The sequence below is a fragment of the Mesorhizobium sp. Primo-A genome (assembly GCF_003997175.1).
GTDB lineage: Bacteria > Pseudomonadota > Alphaproteobacteria > Rhizobiales > Rhizobiaceae > Mesorhizobium > Mesorhizobium ciceri.
On record NZ_RZTG01000024.1, the window covers coordinates 31314 to 57740 of the forward strand.

General features: G+C 63.2%; 22 protein-coding genes and 1 pseudogene. 10 read left to right on the forward strand and 13 right to left on the reverse strand.

All coding sequences use genetic code 11. The features are described from left to right. Positions 1–160 precede the first annotated feature (160 nt). Genes asnB through nadE form a run of 4 tightly spaced genes read left to right on the forward strand, consistent with a single transcriptional unit; the run spans position 161 to position 4963 of the window. Entirely contained in the window at positions 161–2098 is a 1938-nt protein-coding gene (gene asnB, locus EOC83_RS30355) for an asparagine synthase (glutamine-hydrolyzing) (RefSeq protein WP_063170505.1), read from the forward strand. 23 nt (positions 2099–2121) lie between these two features. Then, on the forward strand, positions 2122–2388 hold the full coding sequence (locus tag EOC83_RS30360; RefSeq protein ID WP_013525356.1) for an acyl carrier protein: 267 nt from the start codon (positions 2122–2124) through the stop codon (positions 2386–2388). A 26-nt stretch (positions 2389–2414) separates the two neighbouring features. Further along, positions 2415–3959, forward strand: coding sequence for a class I adenylate-forming enzyme family protein (locus tag EOC83_RS30365; protein ID WP_063170506.1), 1545 nt, complete (start codon positions 2415–2417; stop codon positions 3957–3959). Then, positions 3956–4963: an NAD(+) synthase gene (gene nadE, locus EOC83_RS30370; protein ID WP_013525354.1), complete on the forward strand. Its 1008-nt coding sequence runs from the start codon at positions 3956–3958 to the stop codon at positions 4961–4963. Before EOC83_RS30365 ends, nadE begins: the two co-directional genes overlap by 4 nt. Positions 4964–5011: 48 nt before the next feature. Here the strand turns inward: nadE and EOC83_RS30375 are convergent, their stop codons facing one another. Further along, positions 5012–6127 carry a hypothetical protein gene (locus tag EOC83_RS30375; RefSeq protein WP_013525353.1) on the reverse strand — a complete coding sequence of 372 codons (1116 nt, stop codon included), beginning with the start codon at positions 6125–6127 and terminating at the stop codon, positions 5012–5014. Beyond that, complete coding sequence (locus tag EOC83_RS30380; RefSeq protein WP_013525352.1) at positions 6124–6849, reverse strand: HemK/PrmC family methyltransferase; 726 nt, start codon at positions 6847–6849, stop codon at positions 6124–6126. The genes EOC83_RS30375 and EOC83_RS30380 overlap by 4 nt, the downstream gene beginning before the upstream one ends. Before the next feature lie 393 nt (positions 6850–7242). Between EOC83_RS30380 and EOC83_RS30385 the strand changes: the two are divergent. Together EOC83_RS30385 and EOC83_RS30390 are read left to right on the forward strand one after the other, a co-directional pair. Then, positions 7243–7547, forward strand: a pseudogene (locus tag EOC83_RS30385) (nucleotidyltransferase); the annotation flags it as partial. A 202-nt stretch (positions 7548–7749) separates the two neighbouring features. Next, a complete protein-coding gene (locus tag EOC83_RS30390; protein ID WP_063170508.1) occupies positions 7750–8034 on the forward strand; it encodes an Hpt domain-containing protein in 285 nt (94 codons plus the stop codon). Positions 8035–8049: 15 nt separating this feature from the next. Here the strand turns inward: EOC83_RS30390 and EOC83_RS30395 are convergent, their stop codons facing one another. From EOC83_RS30395 to EOC83_RS30430, 9 genes are all read right to left on the reverse strand, one after another. Then, positions 8050–9474 (reverse strand): glycosyltransferase family 2 protein, encoded by a 1425-nt coding sequence (locus tag EOC83_RS30395; RefSeq protein WP_082826733.1) that lies wholly within the window; start codon positions 9472–9474, stop codon positions 8050–8052. Then, on the reverse strand, positions 9474–10457 hold the full coding sequence (locus EOC83_RS33690) for a HEAT repeat domain-containing protein (protein WP_244514452.1): 984 nt from the start codon (positions 10455–10457) through the stop codon (positions 9474–9476). The genes EOC83_RS30395 and EOC83_RS33690 overlap by 1 nt, the downstream gene beginning before the upstream one ends. A gap of 56 nt (positions 10458–10513) precedes the next feature. Further along, entirely contained in the window at positions 10514–12256 is a 1743-nt protein-coding gene (locus EOC83_RS30405; RefSeq protein ID WP_063170510.1) for a YaiO family outer membrane beta-barrel protein, read from the reverse strand. Next, positions 12256–12648, reverse strand: coding sequence for a response regulator (locus EOC83_RS30410; RefSeq protein ID WP_013525347.1), 393 nt, complete (start codon positions 12646–12648; stop codon positions 12256–12258). The genes EOC83_RS30405 and EOC83_RS30410 overlap by 1 nt, the downstream gene beginning before the upstream one ends. Before the next feature lie 263 nt (positions 12649–12911). Further along, positions 12912–13289 carry a response regulator gene (locus EOC83_RS30415; protein ID WP_082826795.1) on the reverse strand — a complete coding sequence of 126 codons (378 nt, stop codon included), beginning with the start codon at positions 13287–13289 and terminating at the stop codon, positions 12912–12914. A gap of 5 nt (positions 13290–13294) precedes the next feature. Beyond that, positions 13295–15730 carry an ATP-binding protein gene (locus tag EOC83_RS30420; protein WP_063170512.1) on the reverse strand — a complete coding sequence of 812 codons (2436 nt, stop codon included), beginning with the start codon at positions 15728–15730 and terminating at the stop codon, positions 13295–13297. Positions 15731–16199: 469 nt separating this feature from the next. Next, complete coding sequence (locus tag EOC83_RS32935) at positions 16200–16337, reverse strand: hypothetical protein (protein ID WP_164752043.1); 138 nt, start codon at positions 16335–16337, stop codon at positions 16200–16202. Between the two features lie 219 nt (positions 16338–16556). Further along, entirely contained in the window at positions 16557–17228 is a 672-nt protein-coding gene (locus EOC83_RS30425) for a hypothetical protein (protein ID WP_063170513.1), read from the reverse strand. 10 nt (positions 17229–17238) lie between these two features. Next, a complete protein-coding gene (locus EOC83_RS30430; protein ID WP_063170514.1) occupies positions 17239–18591 on the reverse strand; it encodes a YadA-like family protein in 1353 nt (450 codons plus the stop codon). Positions 18592–18886: 295 nt separating this feature from the next. On the opposite strand from EOC83_RS30430, the gene EOC83_RS30435 reads away from it, so the two are divergent. The 4 genes from EOC83_RS30435 to EOC83_RS33425 all read left to right on the forward strand — a co-directional run bounded on the left by EOC83_RS30435 (position 18887) and on the right by EOC83_RS33425 (position 21971). Then, positions 18887–20029 carry a helix-turn-helix transcriptional regulator gene (locus EOC83_RS30435; RefSeq protein WP_063170515.1) on the forward strand — a complete coding sequence of 381 codons (1143 nt, stop codon included), beginning with the start codon at positions 18887–18889 and terminating at the stop codon, positions 20027–20029. A 74-nt stretch (positions 20030–20103) separates the two neighbouring features. Beyond that, positions 20104–21213 carry a helix-turn-helix transcriptional regulator gene (locus EOC83_RS30440; RefSeq protein WP_244507013.1) on the forward strand — a complete coding sequence of 370 codons (1110 nt, stop codon included), beginning with the start codon at positions 20104–20106 and terminating at the stop codon, positions 21211–21213. 131 nt (positions 21214–21344) lie between these two features. Further along, entirely contained in the window at positions 21345–21623 is a 279-nt protein-coding gene (locus EOC83_RS33420; protein ID WP_244514454.1) for a hypothetical protein, read from the forward strand. Positions 21624–21629: 6 nt separating this feature from the next. Then, the gene (locus tag EOC83_RS33425) at positions 21630–21971 is read left to right on the forward strand and encodes a hypothetical protein (protein ID WP_244514456.1); all 342 of its coding nucleotides are present in this window, start codon (positions 21630–21632) and stop codon (positions 21969–21971) included. Positions 21972–22220: 249 nt separating this feature from the next. Here the strand turns inward: EOC83_RS33425 and EOC83_RS30450 are convergent, their stop codons facing one another. Then, positions 22221–23267 (reverse strand): hypothetical protein, encoded by a 1047-nt coding sequence (locus EOC83_RS30450; RefSeq protein WP_063170516.1) that lies wholly within the window; start codon positions 23265–23267, stop codon positions 22221–22223. 74 nt (positions 23268–23341) lie between these two features. Further along, the coding region (locus EOC83_RS30455; protein ID WP_127326018.1) for an autotransporter domain-containing protein at positions 23342–26427 on the reverse strand (3086 nt) is incomplete at its 5' end.

Sequence of the window (26427 nt, forward strand, 5' to 3'; positions counted from 1 at the left end):
GCCCTCATCTCGCGGCAGATCCAATGCTCACGCAAGGAATCAGCCGTCGGCGGCCGCTCAAAATTTACCATTCTCATGAATAGTCCCAAATATTTAACACCTACCGATATCTTGGCGGCTATAGTCCGGGCCGCGCTGGTGGACTTGGAAATATCTCGGCATGTGCGGTTTTAGCGGCTATTTCGGCACTGTCCGGGATGGGAGGGCGCTCCTTGAAAGGATGACGGCTGCCATTGCGCATCGCGGCCCCGATGAGCAGGGGTTCTTCACCACAAAGGCGGCCGGCCTCGGCCATGCGCGGCTGTCCATCGTCGGTCTCGGGGACGGCCAGCAGCCGATGTCCGATGCGACGGGCGATCTGACGATCGCCTTCAACGGCGAGATCTTCAACTATGTGGAATTGCGCGAGCAGCTTCGCGCGAAAGGCCGCCATTTCCGGACAACCAGCGACACCGAAGTGATCCTGCATCTCTATGACGAGATGGGGGAGGATTGCGTCTCCGCGCTCAATGGCGATTTCGCCTTTGCGCTCTGGGACGGCCGCCGCCGCCGCATGGTTCTGACGCGCGACCGCATGGGGGTCCGGCCGCTCTTCTATACAAGGCAGGGCGAACGGCTTTACTTCGCCTCGGAGGTCAAGGCGCTCCTCCAGGCCCCGGGCGTCGCGGCCGAGATTGATCCGGTCGCACTCGACCAGATCTTCACGCTCTGGGCCCCGATCGCGCCGCGCACGCCCTTCCGCAACATCTACGAGATCGAACCCGCAAGCCTGATGATCGTGCAAGAGGGCAGCGTCTCGACCCGGCCCTACTGGAGTCTGGAGTATCCCGACCGGGACGCGCCGCCCCGGCACCGGGACGAGCGTGCCGCGGCCGAGGAACTGCGCGCCCTCCTGACGGAGGCGACCCGCATCCGCATGCGCGCCGATGTGCCAGTCGGCGCCTATCTCTCGGGCGGCCTCGATTCCTCCATCACATCGGCGCTGGCGGCGGGCATGGCGCCGGGTGGTTTCAGGACCTTCTCGGTCACCTTCGATAGCGCCGAACATGACGAGAGCCCCTTCCAGCTCGAGATGGCCCGCGCGCTCGGCACGCATCACAGCGCCGTCGCCTGCGGGGAAGGCGATATCGCCGCCGTCTTCCCCGACGTAATCCGTTTCACGGAGCGGCCGATCCTGCGCACTGCCCCTGCCCCGCTCTACAAGCTCTCGAGCCTCGTGCGAGAGGCCGGTTTGAAAGTGGTGCTGACGGGCGAAGGCGCCGACGAAGTCTTTGCCGGCTACGATATTTTCAAGGAGGCCAGGGTTCGGCGCTTTTGCGGGAGACAGTCCGGCTCCCGCATCCGGCCGCATCTGTTCCGCAAGCTCTACCCCTATCTTCCGGGCCTGAGGCAGCAATCGGCCGAGTACCTGTTCTCCTTCTTCGGGGCTAGCGGCGCGACGCTTGACGATCCGCTGTTCTCCCATCGGCCGAGGTTCGACGGCACGGCGGCGACGAAGCTGTTCTACTCGGGCGATCTGCGTGCCACATTGTCCGGATATGACGCCGCCGAGGAGCTCGCCGCGCGGCTGCCCGAGGCGTTCGCCCGCTGGCATCCCTTGCACCAGGCGCAATATCTGGAAGCCCGCTTCCTTCTCCCTGGCTACATCCTGTCCAGCCAGGGCGACCGCATGGCGATGGCCCACGGCATCGAGGGCCGCTTTCCCTTCCTCGACCATCATCTGGTCGAGTTTGCCGCCGGCCTTCCTCCCGAGATGAAGCTGAAGGGGCTCGTGGAGAAGCATATTCTGCGGGAGGCGACCAAAGACCTGCTGCCGGCCGCCATCGGCCGGCGGACCAAGCAGCCCTATCGCGCACCGGATAGCCAGTCCTTCGTTGGGCCGGGCACGAGGGACTATGTCCAGTCGGCCCTGGGCGACGCCGCAGTCAGCGCCGGCGGGCTCTTCAATCCGAAGGCAGTGGCAAAACTACATGAGAAATGCAGCCGCCAGCCGGCCTCCGGCTTTCGCGACAACGCGGCCTTTGTCGGCATCCTGTCGACGCAGCTGTGGCTGACGACTTTCACCGGCACAGGCATTTGCAACGCAAAGGCCGCCTGACACCACCAAGGAAAGCGAACGACATGACCGATACGATCCAAGACGCAGTGAAGGCCTTTGTCATCGAGAACTTCCTGTTCGGCGACACCACCCACGCCCTCGCCGATACGGACTCGCTGATCGAGAACGGCATCATCGATTCGACCGGCGTTCTGGAACTGGTGGCCTTTATCGAGGACCATTGCGGAATCACAGTTGCGGACGCCGATATCGTGCCGGCCAACCTCGATTCACTGGCGCGCATCACGGCCTTCATCACAGCGAAGACCGCATCGCTCGTCGCGGCGTGACGGCTGGCAGCGGAAGGCCCGAGCTCATGCGGGTCGAGCAATTCCTCATCACGAACGCGGACGCGCATGGCGCGAAGACGGCGCTTGTCACCGACCGGGAGCGGTTGCGCTATGACGAGCTCGACGATCTGTCGAACCGGCTTGCGACCGCTCTCGCCGAGAATGGCGTGCAGCGCGGCGACCGCGTTCTCGTCTTCATGGACAATTGCTGGGAAGCCGCCGTCTCGATCTTCGCGGTTCTCAAGGCGGGCGCGACCTTCAGCCCGATCAACGCCTCCACCAAGGCCGACAAGCTCGCTTATGTCATCGACGATTGCGAGGCTGCGGCGATCCTGACTCAGGCCAAGCTGATGCCTGTCGTGATCCAGGCGCGTGCGCTGTCGGACCGGCCGTTCTTCGTCGCGTCGACGCAAGCGCCATCCAGCCATACGCCGGATGGCGCTGCCTCCTTCGAGGATTGTCTCAAGGTCGCGCCCGTGCCCATTCGCCATGGCGGGATCGATATCGACCTCGCCATGCTGATCTACACCTCGGGCTCCACCGGCCGCCCCAAGGGCGTGATGATGACGCATCGCAATATCGATGCCGCGGCCGAATCCATCACGACCTATCTGCGCAACACCCGTGACGACATCATCCTCAATGTCCTGCCCCTGGCTTTCGACTACGGCCTCTATCAACTGCTGATGGCGACGAAGCTCGGCGCGACCCTCGTCCTCGAAAAATCATTCGCCTTTCCGCAGGCCATTTTCGAGCGCATCCGCGCCGAGAAGGTCACCGGTTTCCCGCTGGTGCCGACGATGGCGGCGCTGATCCTGCAGATGCGCGATTTGGCGCCGGGTTTCCTGCCGAGCCTTCGCTATATCTCGAACACCGCCGCCGCCCTGCCGCCGGTGCATATCGCCCGGCTGCGCGAGCTGTTCCCCGGCGTACGGCTCTTTTCCATGTACGGTCTGACGGAATGCAAGCGCTGCACCTACCTGCCCCCGGAGGAGCTGGACCGCCGGCCGGGCTCCGTCGGCATCGCTATTCCCAACACGGAAGCCATCGTGGTCGACGATGTGGGCAACCGCGTGCCACCGGGCGTGGCGGGCGAGTTGGTCATCCGCGGCCCGCATGTCATGCAGGGCTATTGGCGCAACGACGTGGCCACGGAGCAGATGCTGCGTCCCGGGCCGCATCCCTGGGAAAAGCGGCTCCACACCGGTGACCTGTTCCGGACGGACGAGGACGGCTTCCTTTATTTCGTTGGCCGCAAGGACGACATCATCAAGACGCGCGGCGAAAAGGTCGCCCCGAAGGAAGTCGAAACTGTGCTGCACGCCCATCCAGGCATCGTGGAAGCCGTGGTGACCGGCGTGCCGGATCCGGTGCTCGGCCACGCCATTGCCGCTCTCGTCGTTCTCTCGGACGAGACCCTGAGCGAGCGGGACATCATTCGCTACTGCGCCGTTCATCTCGAGGATTTCATGGTGCCGAAGCTCATCGAGTTCCGCCGCGAGTTGCCGAAGACCGATACCGGAAAGGTCAGCCGAAGGCTGGCGGCCGAAACGTTGGGGACTGCACAATGAATCTCTCCCTCGCCCCGAGCCGTCCCGCCTTCTCGGCCGACGCGCTGACGCTCGACAACGCAGCGGAAACCGATCGCATCGTCGCCGGGTTGCGCGAGCAGCTACGCGGCATGCGCAAGCGCGGGCTCGTGCTCGGCCTCTCTGGCGGCATCGATTCCAGCGTCTCGGTCGCGCTCGCCGCCCGCGCCGTCGGCGCGAAGAACGTCTTCTGCCTGTTCATGCCGGAAAGCGACTCCGATCCCGACAGCCTCCGCCTCGGCCGGCTGGCCGCCGAAACCTTTGGCGTCGAAGCGATCGTGGAGGATATCGGCCCGACGCTGCACGCGATGGGTTGTTATCAGCGGCGGGATACCTTCATCCGCGAGCTGGTGCCGGAATACGGGCCGGGCTGGGCCTCAAAGATCGTCATCGCCAATTCGCTCGCCGGGGAGGGCTACAACATCTCCTCGCTGGTGGTGCAGGACCCCGAAGGCCGGCAGACGAAGCTGCGCATGTCGGCGGCGGTCTATCTCGGCATCGTCGCCGCCACCAACATGAAGCAGCGCACGCGCAAACAGATCGAGTACTATCACGCCGACCGGCTGAATTTCGCCGTGCTCGGCACGCCGAACCGGCTCGAATACGACCAAGGCTTCTTCGTGAAGAATGGCGACGGCGCGGCTGACGTCAAACCGATCGCCCATCTCTACAAGAGCCAAGTCTATGCGCTTGCCGCCCATCTCGGCATTCCCGAGGAAATCTGCCGCAGGGCGCCGACGACCGACACCTATTCCCTCGAGCAGACGCAGGAAGAGTTCTACTTCTCCCTGCCCTATGACCGCATGGATATTTGCCTCTTCGGCCTGAATAACGGCCTTTCAGCCGCGGACGTCGGCGCCGCCGCGAAGCTGACTGCGGTCGAGGTCGAACGCGTCTGGGCCGATATCGCCGCCAAGCGCCGGGCGACGCGCCATCTGCACCTTGGCCCGCAGCTCGTCCGCCCCGTCGAGGAAATCGCCAGCTGAGATCGGCGCGACCATCGGGATTACGTCGCCGCGCGGGCAAATGACGGCCTATTCGAACTGCTCCCCGGCCAAGCGATTCCAGCGCTCGCCGGCCAGCCCGTTGAAGAAGCCTTGCGAGCTCAGAAACGCGTTCACCAGCTCCTCGTCGCGCGAATGCACCACGGTCGAGGCCGGTTGAGTGAAGGCGACCCGCCGGCCCAGCATCGCTGCGAGCAGAGCGGGTTGCGTCCGGCCGCGCAGGCCGGCGGCGCCGCGCCGCGCCGCATCGCCAATCAAGCAGTCGACGACGGAACCAGCTTGCCCCGGCAGGGCCAGAACCTGCAGCACGCGCGCCATCCTGCCCGGGCGGGTGTGATAGAGGAAGGCGCCGACCAGCGCCCCGCTGGGGGAGGAGACGGACGCGAACACGGCATCACCATAGTCCGGCTTCTGGGAAGCCTCCGCGAGGATATGCGCAAGCTGCTCGGCGCTCCAGTCGGGGCGGAGCGGGAACTGCCGCGTCAACGGGTCCAAAAGAGCCGCAAAACCGGCTTGATCGATTTCGGCTACCTTGAGGCCGCCCTTGCCATTCCAGAGTTCCGGGACCCCGGACCAGCGCATCTCGTTCTCCTGCATCCGTCCGCGAAGATAGCGATCGAGTCCGCGCGCGAGCGGGTCAAGCAAGCGCACGGCGCCGGCTCGCCGCGAGGCTAGATCGAGCAGGAAGGCCGAAGGCCGGATGACCCGGATCCAGTCCAGGCTGTATTGCGGCAGGGCGACCCCGCGCAGTTTCGTCCACATCTGCGTCGAGAGGGCATTTGCGGTTTCGCTGAAGGAGATGTCCTGCGGCCCGGCCAGGAATGTCCTGAGCAGCCTTGCGCCGGCCATCGGGTCGTTCGCCCGCGGTTCGACCATGAGCGAACCACAGATGGCGGCGCGCAGCTTGCACTGGCCATGCCTCATCGGCAGCACATTTACGCCGACAAAGCCTGAAATGTCGCCTTCGCTCGCAATATGGACGAGAGACGCGATCTCCGGATCGCAGACCGGGCCTTCGAGATAGTGCCAGCGCAGATAAGTCTCGAGCGCCGGAGGCGGCGGCTTGCCACCGTCCCGGAAGGTTCTTTGAAAGAGCCCGGCGACGGCCGGAATATCCGCAGCCTGCAGGGGACGAATCTGGCTCATGCCAAACTCGCGGAGGATGAGATCGCGGGCGAACCGTTCCCAAGCTTGCGGAGGAGTGCGACACGCGGCATTCCGACCTCATCCTTGGCGAATGTCACGGGTTCATAGGCCTTGGCTCTGGCTATCAGGGCAGCCACCTGGCGGTCCTGCCCCTGCCCGAACTCGAACAGCAGCCAGCCATCAGGCTTGAGGAAATCGGTTGCGTCCCGGATCAGCCGCTGTTGGATCGAGATGCCGTAAGGCCCCCCGTCGAAGGCCTCGCGCGGCTCGCCCTCAAGCAGATGCGCGCTCTCGCCTTCGAGGCGCGCGGTCGAGATATAGGGCGGATTGCAGACAATCATGTCCGCTGCGCCGATAAGCCCATCGCCCTCCAGCGCACCGAACAGATCCCCTTTCCGGATGGTGACCCGGTCCTGAAGGGCCAAGCGTTCGGCATTGCTCCGGGCGAGCGCGACCGTGCTGTCAGTCACGTCCACCCCCCAGACGCGGGCCGACGGAACTTCCGCGGCGATCGCCAGAGCAAGGTTGCCGGAGCCGCAGCACATGTCGATCACCATCGGGCCGGGCGCGCGATCGCCAAGAATCGCAAGCGCCCTCTGTCCGAGCAACTCCGTTTCCTGACGCGGCACGAGAACGCCCGGAGCCAGTTCGAGCATCACGCTCATGAAACGATGCAGGCGGGGCGTAGAACGGCCGGCTAGGGCTGCTGCTCTGTGCGGCACGGCGGTTCCTTACGTCATCCGACAGTATTGCATACACAGGACCTATCGCGCTCCGGTAAACGGCTGCTAAAGATATCGCCGCCGATACTGCGCAGCGCACCAACTCGGCCATATAGATGCGGCGTTGGTGCGCGGATATGAAATCGAACGCATTTCGGTCTTTGAAGTTGCCGATTGTAGCTGCCGGACTTGATGTCGGACAGACTCCGGGCGTGCGCACGCCAGCATGCGGTTGAGTACCGCTGCAACCGACGGCAACCTCGGTCTGCTGAGCGGCGAACGAATGAGCCAGCAAGCTCCACATACTTCAATTGCGTCTGCCCGGGGAGGCAGTCTGTGGATTCGAGGCGTAGTCTCGGCTAAGCATACCCGATGGACGACAGATCCTCGTTTATGAAATCCAGCATCGACCATCTCCCGCCGCCAAAGCAGCGCGAGCTGACAAGAACGGTGGAGGTGCTGCTTGAGGAGTTCGACGACGCGCTGAAGGCTGGTGATGGTGAACAATCGCAAGCTGACCGATTTCGCCGGCTATTGGCAGTCTGCGGCCGACCGCCTGATGCGTGAATGAAGACACCCGTCAGCGTCACCGTCCACTCCCGCCGGGAGGTGAACACTGCACTCAGGGAAGGTCAGTACTTCTTTGTCGACATCCGCCGTGAGGGAATCGTCTCTACGAGCTCGACGGGGAGCCGGTCACTATTCCAGTTCCTACAGGCCCCGTGGAGGCCTTTCGGATGGGAGGGGACTATTTTGCGGGCCGCCTGCCCCAAGCAAGAACGTTCGCTGAGAGTGCGGAGTTCTTCGCCGGCAAGGGCAGACAAGAGAGAGCCTTCGTTTCACTCCACCGAATTCTATGCTTGAATGTCTCTGAAACCTGGTCGCAGAGCGCCTCCCACTTTGAACGATCCCTTCGCCCCCCTACGGCAACGTTTCCTGGCCAGGTGCGCCGCTCAACTGGCGGAGTTGAAGGCGGCGCGGCACACAGTCCTTTTGAAGGGTTCCAACGCCTCACTGATTGCGACCGCGCACTCGCTCGCCGGAGCCGCGGGAACGTTCGGGTTTGCGGAGATCAGCGTACAGGCATCGGCGCTGGAAACACTGCTGATCGAGCAGCCGGATGACGGGGCCGTGCATGCCGCACTCGACGGGCTTATCGAACAGCTCGAGCATACGTTGAAGTGACTTAACCGAAAGGGCTCACTTCTTAGGTCCAGTCAGGCCGGTCCTGGTCATCTCGCCCCAGCTCTGGTCGGCGCGTAGATACTGCCACCAGCCCTTCACGCGCCATAAATTGTTGAGCTGGCGGTAGCCGAAGTTCTCGATCACTGCCACGGCCGTGAGCACGGCGAGGTCCCGCGCGCGCGGAAAACGCTGAAGCTCGGCTTCTTCGAGGACCAGCGAACACACGCTCACGCAAACGCCGTAGGTGAAAACCAGCGATGTGAACGCCAAGAGATACTCGGTCGAAAGAATGCCGAGCAGCCAAAAGGTCGGAATGAGCACATAGCCTAGGACTTCCGAAATCGGCCCCAGCACATCAACAACCAGTATGTGACCAAAGCCGAGGAAGCCAACACGCCCATAACGGGGGTTGAAGAGCATGAAGCGGTAACGGAAGAAGCATTCGAGCGCACCGCGCTGCCAGCGCGTGCGTTGTCTGGCAAGAACGCGGAGTGACTCGGGCGCTTCGGTCCAGCACACCGGCTCAGGAATGAACTGGATGCGGTATTTGCGTTTGGTGTCCATCATGTGACGATGCAGCTTGATCACAAGATCGAGGTCCTCACCCATCGACCCACCGGTGAAGCCGCCAACCGCTACCACTTCGGCGCGGCGGAACATGCCGAAGGCGCCGGACACCAGCATCAGCGTGTTGATGCGGCTCCAGGCAAGCCGCGCCATGAGAAAGGCCCGCAGATATTCGACCACCTGAAACAGGGGCAGCAGCCGGTTCGGCAGCCGGACCTCACGCACCCTGCCACCTTCGATCCTGGACCCGTTGGCGATCCGGATCGTGCCGCCCACAGCGATGGTGCGCTCTGGATCGTCGATGAAGGGCTGCGCGGCACGCATTAGCGCATCGGGCTCGAGGATGGAATCGCCGTCGATCACGCAAAACAGCGGCGCGCGGCAGACGTTGACGCCGGCATTCTGGGCATCGGCCTTGCCGCCATTTTCCTTATCAACCACAAACAGCCGTTCGGTCATCGGCGAGGAATAGAGACCGCGGATCGGCTTGTGCGTCAGGGCCTCCTCATAGGGCCGATGGAATTTCACAAGCTTGAAGCCTTCGATAAGGCGCTGCAGAGTCTGGTCCTTCGAGCCGTCGTTTATGACGATCACCTCGAAATTCGGATATTCAAGCGCCAGCATCGAGTGCACGCTCTCGACTACGTTCACTTCCTCATTGTAGGCGGGTACCAGGAGCGCGATTGGCGGCGCGACGTCCCCATAACGGCGCCACAGCAGCGCCGAACGCGCGACTGGCGGGCGCTTGGACAGCGCGTAGGCGGCAATAATAAGCTGCAGCAGGTATACCGCCGTCTGCGCCAGCCCTGCCCCAATGATGAACCAGGACAGGATGGAGGCACCCAGGACGATCTCTTGGCTCCAGTCGAACATCAGGCGGCCGGCCCCTCGGCAAGGATCAGCGAGGCGGTGCGCTGGCGGCGCGAGACCTCGCTGGTGGCGATCTCGCGCAGCACCTGCTCTCCCTTCTGGCCGAACGAGCGGAGCGCGTTGGCGGCGGCATAGCGCACAGTCCATGCCTCGTCGTCCATAAGCTGCGCGAGGGGCGCGGCGAGTTCAGACAAGCCGAGGCGGCCCGCCGCATTGGCAGCGTCTGCACGCACATTCCAGCCGCCAATTTCCATCGCCTTGGTCAGGATGGCCGTCGCATTGGGATGTCCGGTCAGCCCGAGTGCCCGCAATGCGGCTGCGGCAACCTCCGATGACGGATCGCCGGCCGCGCGGGCAAAGAAGTCGCCAAACCGGAACCCGCCGTTGCGGGCAAGTGCATCGATTGCGGCCGCTCTAATGAAAGGCACCGCGCCCTGAAGTCTGGCGTAATCCTCAAGTTCGCCGAGCCGCTTCGGCGGAAAGCGCCTGAAAAGCTCGATCAGGCGTCGCGAGCGCTGTCCCGCCACGCCGATCTTGCGCAGCGTTATGACGAGCGGCGGCAAGGCGCCGAGATCGCAGAGCGCGATCGCGACGGCGATCCTGACCTCGCGTGATCCGTCGCGGTCGAGTGCCGAAAGCAGGCTTGCCACTGCGTTTTCCGAACGCAGCGCCGCCAGCATCTCGGTCGCGTGGATGCGTTCGGCGGCGTTGCCTTTTTCCAGTTGGGTACTGACAAGCGCCGGCAGGCCACATTCGTTGAAGGCTGAGAGGAGCTCGTCGTGCTCCTCGCCGCGCAACAGCGAAATAAACTCGAAACCGGCATCGACCGCCACCCTCGCCGGCACCGCAAGCAGCGCCGTCTTCAATGCCTCGCGATCGCGATTTTCGGTGAAGGCGATCAGCGCCGTCAGAAGAAGGCGCCGCTGATCGGCGCCCGTCGTCCCCCGGCGCTCCTGCAATACCCGACGCACGATCAGTAGAAGCATGATCGCCAGGGAAAGGGCACTGAGCAGGATGGATAAGTGCCAGATGTACAACATGATCAGAACCGCGTGGTTAGGCCGAGCCCGAATATGGTTCGGTCGAATGTCGGGCGCTGCTCATGGGCGAGGCTGCCGCGCAGCGTCAGCGGATCGGTGGCGTCCCAGGAGATGCCGCCAAAGACGGTACGCGTCGGCACCAGCGTGCCGTCGGAGATCTCGGGGGCATCTGCATAACCACCAAAAACGTTGACGGCCGGGGTGACTGCAAGATCGGCCCGCAGCACATAGCCATCGGCGCGTGTGCCGATATCGTCGGCTGGGTGAACCCAACGGGCCGAAAGCCCCAGCCGGCCGTCCAGGACATAGGCCTGCACCCAGGGCGAGATTGTGGTGACCTCGGCGGTGACGAAATTGTCATAGCGAGCATCGATGTTGAGCGAGAACGGACCGAGCGCTTTCGCGGGCGCCATGATCTGCCACGAAGCGCCGGCGCCGATCGAATATCGGGCCAGGAAATCGGCATCCGGCGTCGCCGCTGCCAGCACATAGGCCGAAACCGTCGGCGAAAAGGCCTGGTCGATGCGGCCGTCGATCTGAACATCGGTGCGACCGTAGCGGGTCGCCATCCGGGTGTGGCTTGAAATGGTTGTCTGCGAGGTGAGTTGATAGGCAAGGCCAACCGAACTGTCGGTCCAGTCGCCAAGCCCCTCGGTGAGATCGCTGACTTCGCTGCCCAGATCGAGTCGCCATTTGCGCGGCGGCGGCGCAGCCAGCCTTTGCACGATATCGGCAGAGCCCGGCTCGATGGCGAGCGCTTGGCGGTAGGCTTCCCGCGCGGCGAAGTCGTCGCCACGCGCCCGGCGCAGGTCGCCGATCCCCACCAGCGCCTCGGCATTGTGCGAATCTACCGCCAGCACCCGCTGAAAAGACTGCTCGGCCCGCGTGTAATCCTGCTCGAGCAGGGAAATTCGCGCGTCGAGAGCCATCGCCTCGACATTGTCAGGCGCGGTGCCAAGCACATCATCGATCATCGCGCGAGCGCGCGGCACGTCGCCCTGCCAGATCGCCAGGCGCACCTTGCCGAGGCGGGCACCGAGAAGGCGGGGCCTAATGGCCAGCGCCTGGTCGAAGAACTGCCCGGCATGGTCGAATTTCTGCTGGGAGCCAGCCACCAAACCGATGGCGACCAGGATATCAGTGTTTTTCGGCGCCAGCCGGAGGGCGCGGCGATACGCATTCTCCGCCTCCGGCAATTGGCCCGCAGCCCGCGATCGTCGGCCCTCCTCCATCAGGCCGGCGACGGGATCCGGCCGCGGCGGGCGCGGTATCTTCCTCGCGGTCGCAGGCTTCGCCTTGCTGCTGCCGGCCCGCTGGGCTTTGCGGATGTTGGCAACAAGGGTACTTGCATCGGCATTGCCGGGCTCCGCACGCGACACCTCTTCGGCGAGCGGCAGGGCGGCGTCCGGATTGCCCGAGCGGAACTCGACCTCGGCCATGCCGAAGCTGGCGTCCCGATAGGTTGGGGCAAGGGACAGTGCCTTGGAAAAGGCTTCGCGCGCCGCCGGCAGATTGTTGCGTCCAAGCTCGGCGAAACCGAGTTGCACCAGGGCGTCGGCATTGTCGGGCCTGAGCGCCAGGGCTCGCCGGAAAAGATCCGCCGCCTCCTCGAAATGCTGCGCTTGCCTGGCCTTGACGCCGAACTCGTAAAGTTCATCCACCGTCTGCGCCAACGCCGCGCCCTGGGGCGCAGCGATCGTCAGGACCAGCCATGCGGCAAGGGCTGCGCGCCGGCCGCGCCGCATCAGCGCTTCCCGCTCTTTCGCGCGAGCAGACGCGCAAGCCGGGCCAGCAGCTCCTCGGGAATGAATGGTTTCACAAGATAGTCGTCCGCTCCCTTCTCCAGGGCCGAGACGATATCCCTTTCGCCCTTGCGGGCGGTCAGCATGACGACCGGAGTTTCGGACAAAGCCGGATCGTTTTTGATGCGGGCAAGCACCTCCAGGCCGTCGGCCTTGGGCATCATCGCGTCGAGCACGATGATGTCCGGCGCCTCATGCTCCGCCTTCAAGAGCGCTTCCGCCCCGTCTACTGCCTTGATGACCTCATATCCCTTTGCCCTGAGCCTGAATTCCATCAGCTCGATCAACAAGGGATCGTCGTCGCAAATCAGAACTCTTGCCTTCGATCCGTTCACCAGCCTTGCTCCGGTTCCGTCGCCCCCCGGAGTGATCAACCCATGAACCGACATCCGCCAATGCGGTTCATGCAGACAGAAATATTCTTCTCAGCTCTCTCATCGACGTCCGCCGATGCCACCGCGATTATAGACAACCTGATTCGCTGCGCCTGCACCCTCGGCACAATCAGTAGATGAATAAGGCGACATGGTATAGGAGCCCTGAACGGCATCGCACAGTCTGCTGCCAGAACGCGCTCGGTGGCCAGTCAATCGTCGACTCAGGCGCGCGACAGAAGCAATCTTTTGACTTCACCGGCAAGCGCAAGCGGGTCGAACGGTTTGGCGATCACCCCTACCGCGCCCATTGCCAGATAGCGTTCGACCTCATGCGTCTGGGTGCGCGCGGTGATGAACACCACGGGTATCGAGGCCGTCGCGCCAGCCTCGGCCAGACGCCTCAGCGTCTCCGGCCCATCCATGTCCGGCATCATCACGTCGAGCAGAATGAGGTCGGGTTGCCATTCGGCGGCATCGGCCAGTGCCTGCATGCCCGAAGAACAGGACCGCACCTCGAATTCCGGCTCGAGCTCCAGCGACATCTGGGCGATTTCGCGGATATCGTCCTCGTCATCCACATAGAGGATCCTTGCGCGCATCAGCATCACTCCTTGGCGTTCGCGGCAAGCCGGGTTCGGGACGTAACCAACATGCTCCTGACCAGCTTTGCCACATCGATCTCCGACGCCTTGGTCTTGGTCATGATCGCCTGAACGCGATCGCCGAGTTTCTGGTCGAGCTCCGCCGCCGAAAACACGATGACGCCGGTCTCCAGCGGCAGATCGACGAGGAGATCCAGGCCAGATCCGTCGGGGAGTGCAATGTCCAGGATGATCAGATCGAAGCGATGCTTCGCGACCGCCTGCCGAGCTTCCTGCAGCGTCTTTGCGGATGTGATCGAGACGCCCGAGCCCAGCCCCTCCGACATAACCGCGAGCACGCCCTCGTCGTCTTCGACATGCAGGACCTGTGGCCTCGGCTCGACCCTGCGGCCGACGATCTTGGCGAGAGCGGCGTGAAGCCGTTTCGAGTCCACCGGCTTCTCCAGCCAATCGATGATGCCGACGGCGCTGCCGTTCAGCGAGCGCCTGGCCTCGTCGGCGACGGCGGAGATGACGATGACCGCAATGTCGGAATTCACCGGTGATGCCCTTAAGTCGTGAAAGAGCTTGATGCCGGATTCCCCCGCCAGCTTGATGTCGAGCGTCAGCGCTACGTAGTCGCGGGAGCTCAGGAGCGCCTTGGCGGTGTCGATATCGGGCGCGACGTCGCTGGAAAAGCCTTCCGCATCAAGAAGTGCCGCGATCACCGCAGCGATGTCGGGCTCGTCCTCGCAGATGAGGACACGCAGGCGGCCATCGCGCTTGCGCGCCCGGCGCTCGACCAAAACCGGCTTGTCGGCCTGCCTGTGCGCCTCGGGAAGGTCGACGTGAAACGAGGTTCCCTGGCCTTCCTCGGTTTCGAAGGAAACGGCGCCCCCGAGCTTTTCGGTGATGGACTTGACGATGCTCAAGCCCAGGCCGGTGCCGCCAATTTTACGGGTGCTGGAGGCGTCCGCCTGCTCGAACTTTCCAAATATACGGCTGCGGAAAGCCTCCGGGATGCCGGCGCCCTGGTCCACCACGGAAATGCGCAGCATGTCGCGGTCACGACGCTGGAATTTCACAGTGACGGTCCCATCGGTTTGCGAGAACTTGATCCCATTCGACAGGAGGTTCGCCATCACCTGGTGCAGGCGATCCGGATCGATGTTGGCCTCGGCGCGCGGGGCATCGTCGACCAGAACGATCCTGATCCGACTGTCGGCCATGTAGTTGGAGCTGGCGGCAATGGCCTGCTCCAGGACCTGGCGGACAGGCATCTGCTTGATCTTGAAGGTGATCACGCCCGATTCGATCTTCTCCATGTCCAGAATGTCGTTGATGAGAAGAACCAGCCTTTCGCTATTGGTGTGGGCGATGTTGACGAGATTGGCGGCCTTGGGCGGCAGTTCGCCGGCCACGCCGGCCGCGATCAGGCCGAGCGAACCCCGGATAGAGGTCAACGGTGTGCGCAACTCATGGCTGACCGTGGAAATGAAATCGTTCTTGAGCTGGGCGGTGCGTTTCTGCTCGGTGATGTCGCGATTGTAGGTGATGACACCGACGATCTTGCCGGACTCGTCGCGGAACGGTGCCTTGAGGGTGTAGAGCCAGCCTTGCCGGCCATCCGGCAAAAGCGCCGGCTGATCGATCCGCAACGTCTGCCCGGCCTCCAGCGCGCCCATCTCATCCTGCCGGAACCGTTCCGCGACTTCTTTCGGATAGAAATCGAAATCCGTCTTGCCGATCAGATCGTCGACTGAAGCGGCGCCAACCATTTCGGCGGTGGCCGGATTGGCGGCGATGAAGCGGCCGTCGACATCCTTTATGTTCAGGCAATCGGGCAGTTCGCGAACCATGGCCCGGTAGGTCATGTTGGACATCAAGAGCTCCCGCCGGCGCTGCTGCCGATCGAGCAGGACGCCGATGATGATTGTGCTGAGGAAGCGGAACACGAGCGACGGGAACGTGCTCTGCTGCACCAGGCCGGCGACGGCTTGCGCGGGGATGACCAGAAGCGTGATCAGCCCGGCGAGAGCGACCGTTACGCCCAGACCGAATATGTCGTACATGGTGCGCGAACGGGCCGCGACGATGTGATGCCACGCGATACCGACGATTGCGGTGATGAGGATACCCATGACCCCGGCGCTGGCGCCCTGCCCGCCGAGATGGACGCGATAGGCAATGGAGCCGACCGTGGCGATCAGCATTGCCGGCCATCCGCCGAAGAACGCGGCCGCAGCAATGAAGGCGGCGCGCAGATCGACGACGAAGCCGGAGACGGACAACGCCGTCGCCATCGAAATGATCGCGCCCACGCACATGACCACGCCAAGAAGCAGCGACTGCATCCGCTTCGAAAGGCGCCCGGTGAAGTCCGCCACAAGGTCCCAGGCGACCACGAGGATGGAGACCAGTGCAAGATTGGCGAGGAGTGACTGCCAGATCTCGATCATGACTTCGGCTCCTTTTTTCCGATAGATAGCGCCAAAACCTATCCGAGGTCTAAAGAAGCTACAGCCCGGTCGGCGGTGCGGTCGACCCCGCGATCAGGGCAGTTCGGTAGGGCCACCTTGATTGCTGCTGCATCTATGGCCGACATGAGGCGCAAAGCCGACGGTCCGGTTAGGGCAGTGAAGTCCGCGTTCCGCCAATTTTTGGCAGACAGTCGCCATCCATCGTTTTCACGTGAACAGCCTTGTTCGCCAAAACCCGTCCCCTGCCCCACCAGCCCTTGACGAAAATCGGCACGCCTGTGAGACACAGGGGTGGGGACATTTGCCCCGTGGGTACATCTATTGTCGAAACACGGGATCGCGCGGCAATTTTAGTGGCAAAGCCATACTTCTTATCGGCAGCATAAAGATCGGCGGACTTCTAGCTCACCAACTCGCACAGTCCGGGGCAATTACAGCAGGTGGTCCCCTAGTCCTTGCCGACACTGACGATTTGCGCACGGCAAATCTGGGAAGGCATCTGCTGGGTGTGCCCCACCTCCAGTACAATAAGGCGGAAGCCACCGCCGATCGAGCCGTTATTGGTTATGACGACCGTTGCGAGCATCGTCCCGCCGTTGCCGCCATTGGGCGAGCCGCCAATGCCGCCCTGGCTTGCCGAGTCATTGCCACCCGAAGCTTGCCTGCGCCGCCGGACCCGCCGCCAAACGAAAGATGGATGTTGCTGGCCACGCCGCCCTTGGCCTCGTTGCCGGAAAGGTCGACATTGCTGATGGTAACGGTTGCGCCTTCATTGATGAACAGCGCTCCGCCTGCATCCACGTTCCTACGGCTTGACCGCTTTGGTTCCCTTCTTCGCTTGCACGGCGATCGAGGGCCCATCCGGCGGCGGGCCTGTAACGGCCCTCTTCGGCGGCTCGGCGGCGGGTGTGTCGGGCGCCTGCGGCCCGCCGGACGTGAGGTTGACCGACACACCGTAGATTTTCCACTGCCGGTTCACCGGTTCGAACAGCAGCTCGAAATTGACCTGCAGCGGTACCGATGGGAAAAACCCCGCTATGTGCAGCATACCGTTCGGCTCGATCTGCGGCAGCAAGGTCAGTTGCGGATCGAGTACCGCGACGGCGCTGAAATCGAGCGCCTGCTTGCGCTGACTGGCAAAGATGTCACCGAGTTGAGCGGCACTGTTGGCCTGAAAATTCGGTGAGCCGAGATCGCGCAGCACGGTGTAGTTGCCGGTCTTGTTGGCCTGGTCGAGCGCCAGCAGCGTTGTCCTGGTGAGGATCAGCACGCCGTTGCGGTCGATGCTGGCGGGATGGGCTGCCTTTTGCATCACCCGCTTGTCTCTGCTTTGCGCATGCGCGGGGTGCACAGGCACCGAGACGACCATCAGCGCGACGGCCAACGCAGCGAAAAAACCGCGGGCGCCCGAGGTCCGCCAACCGGGCGCCCGCCACTGAAAAGACACGATCTGCTGAAGCCCCAAAACCCCGTTCATGCCGGCCGCGTCAGTTCAGTGTCCATGAGGCTCCGACGCTGACGCCGACATCGCCACGGCTGGTTGTCGCCGACACGGCGGCGTTGAGGCGAAAATCCTCACTGGTGTTGTAGCCAAGTCCCAGCGCCAGGCCCGATTGCCCCTTGAAATGACCAAAGCCGCCAGCGATCGACAGTTTCTCAGGCCTGTCATCGTAACGCAGTCCCGCCGTCGCCAGGGCTAGCGCCGTACCGCCACGGGCTTCCGTGCGGCTTTCGCCGATCTGCTTGCCAATATCCTGGAAGCCGGATTCAAGCGCGCCAACGCGGCCGTCGAGCGCAGCAATATTGGTGGCATTGGTCGTTACCCTGGTGTCGAGATCCGCGATCTGCGTGGTGTGCGTGGTGAGCGTGTTGGTGTTGCTGGTGATGCGCGTCTCGTGATCGGCGAGTTCGGTGGTGTTGGCCGCGATCTGCGTCGTGTTGTTGGTGATGCGCGTCTCATGATCGACGAGCTCGGCGGTGTTAGCGGTGATCTGCGTTGTATGACTGTTTACCGTGGTGCTCAGATTGGTGATGTCGGTGCTGTTCTGGGCGACCTGTGCCGGCAGGCCCTCGAGGGTCGCGACATCGAATGTTGAAGCCGCCAGATTGCCGTCGCCGTCCGTTGTCATCAGATAGGTCGTGGCGCCTTGCGCGTCCTTGCTCGCCTGCGAATTGACGCCGGCCAGCGTGTAGGTGTTTCCGCCCGTGCCGATGGCGACCTGGTTATCGCGTGTTGTCGATGCGCCTTGGCCGATCGCGGTGGAAGCCAAGAAATTGGCAGTTGCCCCCGCGCCCAGCGCGGTGGCGTTCAAGGCATTGGCGGTTGAGTTGTGACCCAATGCAGTGGCTTCGTTCTGCCCATCAGCCGCTACGCCCGCCTCGGCGCCCATGCCGATGGCCGTGCCACCGCTGCTCAGAAAGCCGATATCAAGTCCCGCTTTTGAATAGGCGCCCAGGGCAGTGCCCTGCGCCCCTGCCTCCGCATTATAACCCACGGCCGAGCCTTCGAGTTCTCCCACATACGCGTGCGGACCGACGGCTGTGGCGAAGGCAGCAGATGTCTGTGCCTGTCCTATAGGGATACTGGTATCATTGCCGCAGGCGAGGCTGTTGGAATGGCCAGTGTCGTGGCCGCCAGCGCACTCACCTGCCAACGCATGCCCTGGAAATACCGAGATGGCCAAAACCATCGCGCCGGCCAAAGCGGTGACGAGGACCGGACCGCCGCGCGAGCTGTCTTGCTCAGTCGCTTTCGCGTCTCTCGATGCGAGCCGGAACCGCCTCCCATCCGACGGTGCGGCTGTCTCTAGTTGGCGCGGCGCGCCCGCCTGCTTGATCATTCTTGCCACCACGCCCAAAAACCCCCGATCAAATTGCCGATGTGGCGGGAGAGTGCAGACAAGGCGATGAAGCGAACAGTCGTCATATGCCGACTGTTCCTCGCTTTGTGAGGCCGCTACCTCCTTGTTGGGTCGGGTTGTTGCCGCATGGTCACATATTCATTTTTGCTAATTATCGATGAGGGGAACCCGGTGGCGACATCATCGCCTTCAGCGACAATGCAACTTGCGCGAGAGCTTCCGTGTGTTAGGCTTCTTCACGAAACCTGATCGTCCCAAGGATCGGAAAGTTCCCATGGCTGACGTCACCATCGAAGCGGTCTCCGCCGTGGTCGGCCAGATTTATGAGGCGGCCTACGACCAGGAACGCTGGCTCAGTGCGGTAACCGGCCTGCGCGACCTGTTCAAGGCATCGCGAAGCTGTATCGCGCGGCTTGATCAGCGGGCGTTCAACGCGGTGGGGACTGTCGATGATCCGGGACTGTGTACTCCCGAGGCGGCGGCAGCACACATGCGGGATCCCATCAGCACCGTCGTGGCTGCGCTGCCGGTTGGCAACATCTATGACCGTGCACGGATAGCGGAAGACGGCGCCGACTTCCGCCGCCGTGAGCTTTGGCAGGACTGGATGAGGCCGCGCGACATGCATCATGGGCTCGCCTCGAATCTTCTCGCATCCAACGGCTCCTATTGGTTTTTCGATATTCACCGCGGCTCCAGGCAGGACGCGTTCGGTGCCGACGACATCGACCTGTTGCAGAAGATCGTGCCGCATATGTTGCGCGCCGGGCAGATCGGCCGGCGGCTGGAGAACACCTCGGCGTTGGCATCGGCTTTCTCCCACCTGCCCTTCGGCGTGTTCCTGGTCAACGGCCACCAGCGGATCGTTCAGATGAACGAGGCCGCCGAGGCAATGCTGGCGCGGCCTGACAGCCCGCTGAGGCTGAATGGAGGCACGATCGTCGCCTCCAATCCCCGGGATGCGCAGGAGCTTCAACAATTGGTCGCGGATGCCTGCTCGCTGCCGGACGGAGCCATGCCCGGACCCGGCGGAACGCTGATGGTGCCGTCGGATCACAAGCGCTCCGACCTGACGCCGCTGGTGCTGTCGGTTGCGCCCTTCGTCGACGCCCGCGCCTACGGTTTGGCCTCGGAACGGTGCGCGGTGATCATGGTCACCGAGGTCGCCCGGCGCATCCCCGATGGCTTCGAGACGCATGTCCGCAGCCTGTTCGACCTGACGCCGGCCGAAGCCCGGCTCGCAGCGACATTGGCATCCGGGCGGACGCTGAAGGAAGCCGCGGCAAGCTCGAGCATCACCGTGAAGACCTGCCGCACCTATCTCGAACGTATCTTCTCCAAGACCCGCACCCGGCAGCAGAGCGAACTGGTTGCGCTGCTCAAGAGCACCGAACCGCTTAGCGGGCGCGGCGGGTAGCCGGCTCATGCACAGCGAGCGTGCTAAGGATTTCGAGGCCAATGGCTGACGCAAACCTGGAAGCGGTGTCCGCCGTGGTCGGCCAGATCTACGAGGCTGCCTACGATCAGGAACGCTGGCTCGAAGCAGTGACTGGTCTGCGCGATCTCCTTGGCGGCTCGCGCTCCTGCATTGTGCGGCTCGATCCAACGACGAGCAACGCAGTTTCAACAGTTTATGATCCCGAGTTCGTTTCGTCCGAAGTAACCGCTGCGCACATGCGCGATCCCATCAGCGTAGTCGCGGCCGCCCTGCCTGTGGGCAAAGTCTATGACCGCACGCTGGTAACGGAAGGGGGCGCCGGCTTCCGCCGCCGTGAACTCTGGCAAGACTGGTACAGGCCGCGTGACATGTATCACGGGCTTGCCTGTAATCTTCTGGCCGCCAACGGCTCCTATTGGTTTTTTGATATTCATCGCGGTTTGAGGCAGGAAGCGTTCGGTGGCGACGACGTCCAGCTGTTGCAAAAGATCGTGCCGCACATGCTGCGCGCCGGGCAGATCGGCCGGCGGCTGGAGAATACGTCAGCGCTGGCATCGGCTTTTTCGCATCTGCCCTTCGGCGTGTTTCTGATCAACGGCCATCAGCGGATCGTGCAGATGAACGAGGCCGCCGAGGCGATGCTGGCGCGGCCCGACAGTCCGCTGGCGCTGAAGCACGGTGTGGTAGTCGCCTCCAATGCCGGAGATGCGCAGGAGCTTCAACGGCTGGTTGCCGATGCCTGCTCGTTGCGGAACGGCGCCATGCCAGGCACCGGAGGAACGCTGATCGTGCCATCGGATCACAAGCGATCTGATCTGACGCGGCTGGTGTTGTCAGTCGCACCGTTCGTCGATGCCCGCGCCTATGGCCTGGCGTCGGAGCGCTGCGCGGTGATCATGGTGACGGAGGTCGCCCGGCGCACTCCCGATGGCTTCGAGCTACATGTTCGCAGCCTGTTTGACCTGACACCCGCCGAAGCGAGGCTTGCAACGGCATTGGCATCGGGGCGGTCTCTAAAGGAAGCCGCGGCCCTTTCCCACATTACCGTGAAGACCTGCCGCACCTATCTCGAACGGATTTTCTCCAAGACCCGGACCCGGCAGCAGAGCGAACTGGTCGCGCTGCTCAAAAGTACCGAGCCGCTCAGCGGCCGTGGCCGGTAATTCCCGAACAAAAAATCTAACAGTCGGCATTTGCCGATTGTTCGGGGCCGCGTCTTTCGGCCAGATTTTGGCTAGGTTTGCAGTGGCCAGCCATGAAGTAGGGCAGGTCGTTGATGATGCGGGGCCAATCAATGATGGAAACCGGATACGTTGTCGCGGCCGGATTATTTCCGTTTGCCGTTTCCTATACGCTCGTGGCAATGCTGCCGGGTGCCAATTTTGCCGTCGTTGCGCAGGCCGGGCTGACCGCGTCGCGTGCTACGGCGCTTTCCGCTGCCGCCGGTATCGCCCTTGGCGCAAGTTCGCTGGCGGCCGTCGTCGCGACGGGGGTCGGTTCATTGCCGCACGAGGGCATCGCGCATCAGATAGCCGCCAGCCTCTACGGCGCACTGCTGGTCCTCATTGGATGAAACTCGATGCGGCGAGCTTGGTCGATCAAGACGGGACCGGATGAGCCGAAACCGGTCGCAAACGTTCGGCACTTCCGGCTGGGTTTTGTCACTGCGGTGGCAAATCCCGCAACTGCAATATTTTTCGCCTCTTCAACGCTGAACTTAAATCTCCGCGGGGCGACTTACCTAACCGTGGTCGCATTGGTGTTTGCCATTGCGATCGCCTGGTTTGGTCTTCTTGGCCTTTGCATTTCCCAACCTGTAACACAGCGGTTCTACAGACGTTTCCGAAAGCATGCGGATATCGTCCTGGGAGGTGCCCTGGTGGCGCTCGGCTTCGCCGCGCTTGGGTCTTTGAAGGGCTAAAACATGTAGCGGTCTAGACTAGACTAGGACGTGACAGTCCAATCGTCGGCATTCGCGATTTCAGCTCTCGGGCGTTCACCGTTGGGGCGGTACGTCTGACGATCGGTGCTGCAGGTGGACCGGACAGGGTCGCGCTCACTGCAATTTGCTAGGACGGCAAGCGACGACCGGGCCGCACTCGCGCCATCGGCGATTAGCGACGCACTCCCGACGATCTCCAGTCCCCGAAGATCGGCTCGCCTGCGCGGTTTAATAGAACGGCGAATATGGCTCCCGGTCCGCTCGTGTGAAGACGGAGATGGGCTGGTCAATCCGCGCGACAACGCCCGCTCCGAAATTAATCCCAGTTCCGTCGCAGACACCAAATATGTTCGACCGCGTTCCGATCAGCACATTGACCGGTTTCCCGGCTTGGACGGGGTATGTGCTGTTGTGAATGAAAAGGACGCCGGTTGCCTGCAGCGTGTCATGCGCATTGCCGTTGCTGCTCGCTATCTCGACATAGTCGCGCCCTGCGAATGAATTTTGTGTCCAGATGCCGACAACCCCTTCCACCGAGAGCCAACCATTCGCCCAACCGTCCGCGTCGCGCGGAGAGTATTGTGTGAACAGGCGATAGGTAAGTGGGTCCGATAGCCAGAAAAGCGTTACGTAGCCGTCGATATCAGGCACATAGGTGAACCAGACGCCGGTTTCGCTCGCAGCCCACAGGCCATCCGCATCGTATGGGTCCAAATTGTTGGCGCTGACGAAATCCATTGACAGGGGTACCGGATCAGTCACGGCGTGATCGAAGAGTTGGGTGAGCGTCCAGCGCCCATTGTAGTTGAACCACTTGTCGAAGTAGGTTCCTCGAGCCACCGAGCTCAGGTCTATGATCTGTCGCTCCCCCCGTTCGACCGGACCAAAAGGAACGGGGTCGAAGTCCGGCAATTTGAGGCGCGGTATCATGACTGTGCTGGTCGCCGGTCGTGGCGACAACTTGCCCAGATCAAGCATGGATCCTGCTTTGCCAACCGCCGAACGCACGTTCCCCGCGATCAGATCCGTTCGATATTCTCGCCAATAGTGCCCGGACAGGATCTTGTCGAACGCGACCATCTGTTCGATCAGATGGTCGACGTCTTTGGCGGACCGTTTGGGCTTGGGAAGGAAAGCGTTCTGATGGCCAAGCAATTGCTTTCGCGCCTTGGCCTCACCTTCCAGAATGTCCGCGTCGAACGGCAGTTTACACCCCTCTGTTGGCGTAAAGCCGCTTTCATGCTTCGTGTGGAAATCGCCCATCAACTTGACCATGCTGCCTCCATCAGTCTCTGGCTAATCTTGCAACCAAGGTGACGGCGCTTCCTGATGATCGCCACCTCTCGCCGTCAGAATTTCACCGCGAGATCGAGCTTAGCGCCATTGTCGACAGCGCCACCGCCGAACTGTCCGGAATAGGACAGGGCGAGCGTCGCATTTGCCGACATTTTGAGGTCGATGCCGGCCTCGATCACGGCGCTGTCCGTGGCGATCGGCACGCCGGCGATGGTGAAGGCATCGCTGCCGGCAAAGGCGACCGTCGACAGCGGCGTGGTATCGCCGAAAGCGTGCCGCCAGCCGAGCATGCCGCGCGCTGTCGCATTGATGTTGCCGAGCGCAAAACCGGTCGAGCCGCGCAGGCCGAGCGTGGTGAAGGTGGCGTCGGTGGTGGAACCCGCGCTGGTCAACGCTGCCGCGCCGCCCTTTTCGGTAAAGCCGTCGGTGTGCACGCTGACATAGGCGAGATTGACGAAGGGCTCGAACTTGAAGCCCTCGGCATCGGGCCCGCTGCTACCGACCTTGTAGGCAAGTTCGCCGAAGATCTGCGCGGTGCCGGCGTCATAGTCGGCCGAAAGTTGATCGGCAAATCCGTTGAGGGCGACCGAGCGTTTTGTCGACAGGCTGCTCCAGCTGTAGGCCGCACCGGTTCGGAAAGCGATGGCGCCCCAGTTGGTGCCGCCATAGAGACCGAGATGGTAGTTGTCGGCGTCGCCGCTGGAGCTGCGATCATCGGCATCGAAGTTCGCATGGCTGTAACCGCCAAGCAGACCGACACGCCAGCCGCCCACCAGCGTGTCGGCGCCCGCCAGCAGGCCCCCCGTCGAACGATCGAAAGCGGCGGCGTTGCCGTCGCTGTCGGTGTTGCCCCAGGACCCGAAAGCCTGGCCCCAGACTGCAAAGCGATCGGTGTCGGCGGCGACCATTTCCGGTCCGCCTTCGCCATAGGCCATCACCGGCAGGGCAGCAGTGCTGCCATCGCCGAAAGCGGCACGAATGCGCGACGTCGCCGCATCACGGACGAAGCGGCTGTCCTCGACCAGCATGCCCTTAGCCGAGGCATGGATCTCGCCTGACAGCTGGTCGAAGGCAGCGCGTGCCTCGGCATCGGTGGCCAACCCGGCGACGGCGCCGAACACAGCCCCGCTAGTCAGGCTGTCCAGCCCTTCGCCCGTGGCGATCTGGTTCGGCGTCAGCCCGGCATCGGCGAAGTCACGCACCTTGGCCACGTCGAGATAGGCGTTGTTGGCGTCGTAGGTGTCGGTCACCGACAGGAATGCGGTATTGGTGACGCCGGTCACCGAACCGAATTCGCCGGTCAAGCCGCCGTCGGCGGTGAGCACCTTGTATTGCGCGCCGACTTGCAGGTTGCCCACCATATGGACTTCAAGAGTGGAACCGGCAGCCAGCGTCGTCGTGCCAGTCGAGACAAACTTGTCCGATTGATTGAGGCCCCCGATATCGACCGCATAGATCGAGCTTCCATCGAACTGCGCATTGCCGCTCGTGTTGAGCACATCGCCGGCGAAGCCGTTGACCACCGTCGTGCGGCCTTGATTCACGAACATCGCCAGGTTGGTGAAGTTGGTTGTCGCGATACCGCCCACTCCGGCAGCATCGACGATGCTCCCGGGACCATTGGTCATCGTGTCGCCGCCGCCGCCGAAATCGCTGGTGCCGCCCGCCGTGCGCCAAGTGCCGTTGTTGTTGAATGTGTCAGCAGCAGCGCCAAAGGTCACCGTACCGGTGATGAAACCTGCGTTGGCAAGGACGAACGGCCCGCCGGTGGCCACGAGCGCTGAGTCGGTCAGCAGCCCGGAGCTGTTGCGGATCGTACCAACCGACGTATTGGTGATGGTGCCGCTGGAACCCGTCACCGTCACACCGCGCGCTACGCCGCTGGCCGTGCCGGCAACATTGACGTTCACCACGCCGGCGCCGGTTGCCTTGATGCCTTCGGCGGCAGTGCCGGTGACCGCGCTGTTGGCAGTCACCGTGACCGTGCCGGTGCCGCTATTGGTCGCTTCGATGCCGGTCAGGCCCGACACCGCGCCGGTGGTCGTCACACCAACTGTGCCGGCGCCCGCCGCGTTGGTCTGACGCGCGATGATCGCCGTATTGCCCGTTGAGGACACCGCGCCGGCGTTCACCAACACACTGCCGCCGGTGGTGCGCGCGTAGACACCATTGCCCGACGTCGCGGTTACCGGACCGACCGTCTTCACCGTCGTCGAGCCGGAGCCTAAGTTCTCCGCGTCGACGCCGAATCGTGCGCCGATGGCACCATTGGCCGTCACGTTGATGTTGCCAGTTGCGGCAGCTGGGAAGATCGCGGTGACGATGCCGGCATTGCCCGACTTAATGTCGCCGTTCGCCAGCGCCGTGACATTGCCGGTCGTCGACTGCGCCTGGATATCGATGGCGTCCTTGCTGCCGGCCAGCGCCGTTACCGCGCCGGTGGTGACAGTGATGGCGCCGCCTGCGGCGGTATCGCGCACCACAATGCCTTTGCCTGCCATCGAGCTGCTGGCGCCTGAGATGTTGACGCTGACCGTGCCGGAACCATTGTTGAGGATGTTGGCTGCATCGCCGCTGCCGCCGGCGAAACCGCCGGCGCCGGTGACCAAGATATCGCCAGCGCCGCCGGTGCCGGCGATCAGCTCCAGGCCATCGGTCGCGCCGGTCACCGTGTTGGCGGCATTCACTGTCACTGCGCCGCCGCCGGCCGCCAGAATGCCCTCGGAGAGGGTGCCGGTGATCATGCCGGCCGTGGTGACGGTGATCGCGCCCGTGCCGCCAGTGGTCGCGGCGATGCCCCTCGTGCCAGAGACATTGCCTGTGGTCACATCGACCGTGGCCGCAGTCGCTGCGAAGACCATTTGGGCGGTGATGCCTGCAAACCCGGTGGCGGTGACGTCGCCCGCAGTCACCTTGATATTGCCGCCACTGCCCTGCGCAAAGATGCCGCCACTGCCGCCGCCAGTCGCGGTGACCGGACCAGCCGCCGTCACCGTGAGCGTGCCCCCGCCCAAGTTTACCGCGGAAATCCCGCTGCGGCCATCGATTGCGCCGTTGGCCGTCACGTCGAGATTGCTGGTCTCCGACCGGGTCTGCACGTCGATTGCGGTTCCGGCCAGCGCGCTCACGGCACCTGTGG

Excerpts from the sequence above, each read along its gene's own strand:
- asnB (WP_063170505.1), top strand. The coding sequence starts at position 161 with ATGTGCGGTTTTAGCGGCTATTTCGGCACTGTCCGGGATGGGAGGGCG.
- EOC83_RS30360 (WP_013525356.1), top strand. The coding sequence starts at position 2,122 with ATGACCGATACGATCCAAGACGCAGTGAAGGCCTTTGTCATCGAGAAC.
- EOC83_RS30365 (WP_063170506.1), top strand. The coding sequence starts at position 2,415 with ATGCGGGTCGAGCAATTCCTCATCACGAACGCGGACGCGCATGGCGCG.
- nadE (WP_013525354.1), top strand. The coding sequence starts at position 3,956 with ATGAATCTCTCCCTCGCCCCGAGCCGTCCCGCCTTCTCGGCCGACGCG.
- EOC83_RS30375 (WP_013525353.1), bottom strand. The coding sequence starts at position 6,127 with ATGAGCCAGATTCGTCCCCTGCAGGCTGCGGATATTCCGGCCGTCGCC.
- EOC83_RS30395 (WP_082826733.1), bottom strand. The coding sequence starts at position 9,474 with ATGTTCGACTGGAGCCAAGAGATCGTCCTGGGTGCCTCCATCCTGTCC.
- EOC83_RS33690 (WP_244514452.1), bottom strand. The coding sequence starts at position 10,457 with ATGCTTCTACTGATCGTGCGTCGGGTATTGCAGGAGCGCCGGGGGACG.
- EOC83_RS30405 (WP_063170510.1), bottom strand. The coding sequence starts at position 12,256 with ATGCGGCGCGGCCGGCGCGCAGCCCTTGCCGCATGGCTGGTCCTGACG.
- EOC83_RS30415 (WP_082826795.1), bottom strand. The coding sequence starts at position 13,289 with ATGCGCGCAAGGATCCTCTATGTGGATGACGAGGACGATATCCGCGAA.
- EOC83_RS30420 (WP_063170512.1), bottom strand. The coding sequence starts at position 15,730 with ATGATCGAGATCTGGCAGTCACTCCTCGCCAATCTTGCACTGGTCTCC.
- EOC83_RS32935 (WP_164752043.1), bottom strand. The coding sequence starts at position 16,337 with ATGCTCGCAACGGTCGTCATAACCAATAACGGCTCGATCGGCGGTGGC.
- EOC83_RS30425 (WP_063170513.1), bottom strand. The coding sequence starts at position 17,228 with ATGAACGGGGTTTTGGGGCTTCAGCAGATCGTGTCTTTTCAGTGGCGG.
- EOC83_RS30430 (WP_063170514.1), bottom strand. The coding sequence starts at position 18,591 with ATGATCAAGCAGGCGGGCGCGCCGCGCCAACTAGAGACAGCCGCACCG.
- EOC83_RS30435 (WP_063170515.1), top strand. The coding sequence starts at position 18,887 with ATGGCTGACGTCACCATCGAAGCGGTCTCCGCCGTGGTCGGCCAGATT.
- EOC83_RS33420 (WP_244514454.1), top strand. The coding sequence starts at position 21,345 with ATGATGGAAACCGGATACGTTGTCGCGGCCGGATTATTTCCGTTTGCC.
- EOC83_RS33425 (WP_244514456.1), top strand. The coding sequence starts at position 21,630 with ATGCGGCGAGCTTGGTCGATCAAGACGGGACCGGATGAGCCGAAACCG.
- EOC83_RS30450 (WP_063170516.1), bottom strand. The coding sequence starts at position 23,267 with ATGGTCAAGTTGATGGGCGATTTCCACACGAAGCATGAAAGCGGCTTT.